Below are 3,440 nucleotides of genomic sequence, written 5' to 3'. Positions count from 1 at the left end.
GGTTCTTGTTAACTCAGCGGGTAAGTAATGGCTTCCTGATTATCGAGCCGGAATTCTGGACCCTGGCTCAAGAATCAAACCCGAACTCCATTGAGAAATGGGGTCGATTCGCGCCGGAGGGGTGCCTTGAGGACTATTTGAAAGAAACAGATCAATATGGCATTCGTATCATTAACGACACTGATTTGAGGGTTTTCCACGTACAGGAATGGAGTGAACGACTACTGATTGTTCGGAAAGCGTTTCGGAAAGGGCGAGGCATACAGAGCCACTTCCAAGGTTTCCAAGATGATCGCCTAGGATCAAGCAAACGTTACTATATGAAACGAGGCCTACCCCTTGGGAGGCGCCTCCGTATCTGGGCTGGAAAACAGCGCCGGAAGATTTTCGGAGAACATGAACTTTGACCGTGAGTGAAGTTCGTTTACTTGAACCCGCCTTATTCACGGGGGTGTTGAAGCGCCGTGACCTGCGGCTTCTGGGCGGCCCTGTTGAGCGTGCTGCGCTTAGTGTTGGGCGGCTGCGGGCGGGGTTTCGTGTCTTGGGCGAACTCTGTGGCGTTCGAGACTCCCTTGCGGGTGTCGGCGTCTGTTTTCGTCCACGCCTTTTGGCGCGCCATGGCGCGATGGTGTGGGCGCAGCACTCCAAGCGTCATTCGGTCAGGGCCGGCCCAGTGAAGCGTGTTGATGCGCGCCCATAGTAGCGCCCAGAAGGGGGCTGCGGCGCTGGAGAGGGCGAGGGTCATGCGCCGTGCGGAATTATCAGCCTTGCGCCGGCGCGCAGCACGCGTTCGCGCAGGCGGCGGAGGCTCCAGCCGGTTCCGGTTGCGTGAGCCATGGCACGACGGGTGACCTGCCACTGAACTTTCATCCGTTCGGAATCGGAGCCCGTTGGGTTGATACGCCGATTGGCGCAGGTGGAGCAACCGACATCCGTGCGGAGCTTTCAGATGGCGCAGCGCGGGTGTCGGTTGCGGTGGTGAGGTGTTCGGCGAATTCCTTTGGTGTCTGATAGCCAAGCGCCGAATGCGGTCGTGTTTCGTTGAAGTCAGTTGCCCAGGCCCAGATCACGGCACGGGCATGTGCCATGTTCCGGAACATGGTCTCGTTCAAAAGCTCATCGCGCATCCGCCCGTTGAAGCTCTCGACAAAGCCGTTCTGCATTGGCTTGCCGGGGGCGATGTAGTGCCATTCGATCTTGCGCTCCGTGGCAAACGTTAAGATCGCGTTACTGGTCAGTTCGGTGCCGTTATCGCTGACGATCATGCCAGGCGGTCCGCGCCGTTCGATCAGCGTCGCCAATTCCCGCGCAACACGCCGCCCGGAGATCGATGTGTCCGGGATTGCCGCCAGACATTCCCGGGTCACATCATCAACAACGTTCAGGATGCGGAACCGTCGGCCGCAGGCGAGCTGGTCGTGGACGAAATCCAGCGACCAGCGCGCATTGGGCCGGGCCTCGACCAGGATCGGGGCACGGGTTCCCACCGCCTTGCGCCGGGCGCGCCGTTTGCGCACCATGAGCCCTTCTTCGCGGTAGAGCCGATAGATGCGGTTGATCCCTGACGGCTCGCCATCGCGGCGCAAGAGCACGAACAGGCGCCGGTATCCGAACCGGCGCCGCTCGTTCGCCAGATCGCGCAGCCGTTGGCGCAGCTCCGTCTCGGGCGGCCTTCTGGACTGGTAGCGGATCATCTTGCGATCCGCCCCGACAAGCCGGCAGGCCCGCCGTTCCGACAGGCCCAACTTGACCTGCAGATGCGCAACGGCTTCGCGCTTCACGGCGGGCCTTACCATTTTTTTGCCAGAAGTTCCTTCATCGCCGCAGCATCCAGCATCTGCTCGGCCAAAAGCTTCTTCAGTTTTGCGTTCTCGTCTTCGAGCGCCTTGAGCCGTTTGGCATCCGAAACCGTCATCCCGCCAAACTTCGCCTTCCAGGCATAAAAGGTGCCTTCCGACATGCCGTGCTTGCGGCACAGGTCAGCACACTTCGCGCCAGCCTCATGCTCGGTCAGGATACCGATGATCTGTTCTTCGCTGTATCTCGTTCGCTTCATTGTCCGTCCCTTCGTTGGGTCGGACTCTAATTCCAAATGGAGGAAAAATCCCGTGGCAGGTCACTCTGGCCAAGAGCCCAAAGAAGACGACAACTGCAATCGCAAGCCCAGTGACTGCGCCATAGGGTCAGATTTGAACGCATCCTTGAAACGATTTTTCGGATTACATCCACGCTTATACTTGGATTCCAAAATTACGAAGCAAGGCGCTAGCATATCTGGGGACAACTTCACGTTGCCTAGCTCTTGGAGCTGAAAAGCCGATTTGCCTCGTCTTTGAACGCGGGTACCGGTCTATCTGTACAACTTTTTAACCTTTTAGTTTCTTGTCGCAAAAGCCGCACTGCTTCCGAGGGAGCCATAATCCTACGGTTGGACAAGGATGTGACAATCAGCGCATCGCTCTCCCAGTTAAGTTTGGCCCTGGGTTTTGTGTGGAAGTCTAGTTTTTCACGGAGCCTCGACTGCAATAACTGCGGAACAACAGGAGTGCGTGCCATCAGTGCGCAAGTGAACTTTCCATATCCGACGTAAGAAAAAAGGAGCCGCTGAGACATCAGAACACGTGGAATGATGCTTGCCCTCATATGCACCAAGTGGAGGGCTTCATGATGGTTTGCACTTTCTGCGACCGCCTCGAAACCCTTGAGCTCTACCGTGAAGAGACTGACGGCATACAAACTCTGATCCATACGGAGGAAGATGTTCTCCAACTCGAAGTAATCACGCATTGAGCGAATTTTGGAGAAGGTGATGCGAGTGCCGGGATGGAACCCATTCAACTCGCTCTCAATACTTGGGTTTTCGTAGACTGTCAGCACTGGCGCGGCTTCCCTTTTCAGAGATTCGACCAGAAGGGATGCCGTGTTGATCCGAGCGGCAAGCTCTAGAGAGTTCAATGGCTTATGGAGAAAATCTGTCGCCCCTGCGTTAAATGCTTGCCGCATCGCGTGTTTGCTGTCCGAAGATGTCAGCATGATTATCGGGGCCAACCGGAAAGCCGGGCGGGATCGAATTTCGGAACAAAGCTTAATCCCATCTGTACCAGGCATTTGGATATCCAGAACGAAGCAATCGAAATAGGGATCTTCATTATCTAAAGCGTTTCGGTGTTAACTTGCGACATATCCGGCAGCCTGAAAGTAGTTCCAGCACTCGTCCGGTGTGAACATCTGGCAGACGTCGCCGAGGGCTGTGAAGAGATCGGTGAAGGTTCTGGCAGCGATCTTGCGTAGGTTGGCCTTGAGCTTTGAGAAAGCCATCTCGATGGGATTGAGGTCCGGCGAGTATGGCGGCAGGTAGAGGAACCAGCATCCGGCCTGTCTGATCGCCTCTGCCGCCCCGGCATTGCGATGTGTGGCGAGATTATCGAGAATGACGACGG

Annotated in this window: 4 protein-coding genes and 1 pseudogene; 1 reads left to right on the top strand and 4 read right to left on the bottom strand. The window is 56.5% G+C overall.

The genetic code is table 11. The features are described from left to right. A partial coding sequence (locus tag LCF60_RS23855) for a hypothetical protein (protein WP_292295024.1) occupies nt 1-407 on the top strand: 407 nt, incomplete at its 5' end. A 32-nt stretch (nt 408-439) separates the two neighbouring features. Here LCF60_RS23855 and LCF60_RS23850 read toward each other — a convergent pair. The 4 genes and pseudogenes from LCF60_RS23850 to LCF60_RS23835 form a co-directional block, all read right to left on the bottom strand. After that, complete coding sequence (locus LCF60_RS23850) at nt 440-745, bottom strand: hypothetical protein (protein WP_292295023.1); 306 nt, start codon at nt 743-745, stop codon at nt 440-442. A 121-nt stretch (nt 746-866) separates the two neighbouring features. Next, nucleotides 867-2,056 (bottom strand): IS3 family transposase gene (locus LCF60_RS23845; RefSeq protein WP_292295022.1). Its coding sequence is split into 2 segments (ribosomal slippage): nt 867-1,804 and nt 1,804-2,056, totalling 1,191 coding nucleotides; the frame shifts between segments, so codons are not numbered across the junction. Nucleotides 2,057-2,295: 239 nt separating this feature from the next. Then, nucleotides 2,296-3,123: pseudogene (locus LCF60_RS23840) on the bottom strand (response regulator); the annotation flags it as partial. A 45-nt stretch (nt 3,124-3,168) separates the two neighbouring features. Next, nucleotides 3,169-3,440 (bottom strand): transposase (locus LCF60_RS23835; protein WP_292295021.1); only part of this gene is annotated, 272 nt, incomplete at its 5' end.

The organism is Marivita sp., from assembly GCF_020055635.1.
Lineage (GTDB): Bacteria > Pseudomonadota > Alphaproteobacteria > Rhodobacterales > Rhodobacteraceae > Marivita.
This window is presented reverse-complemented; position numbering and strand designations above follow the sequence as displayed.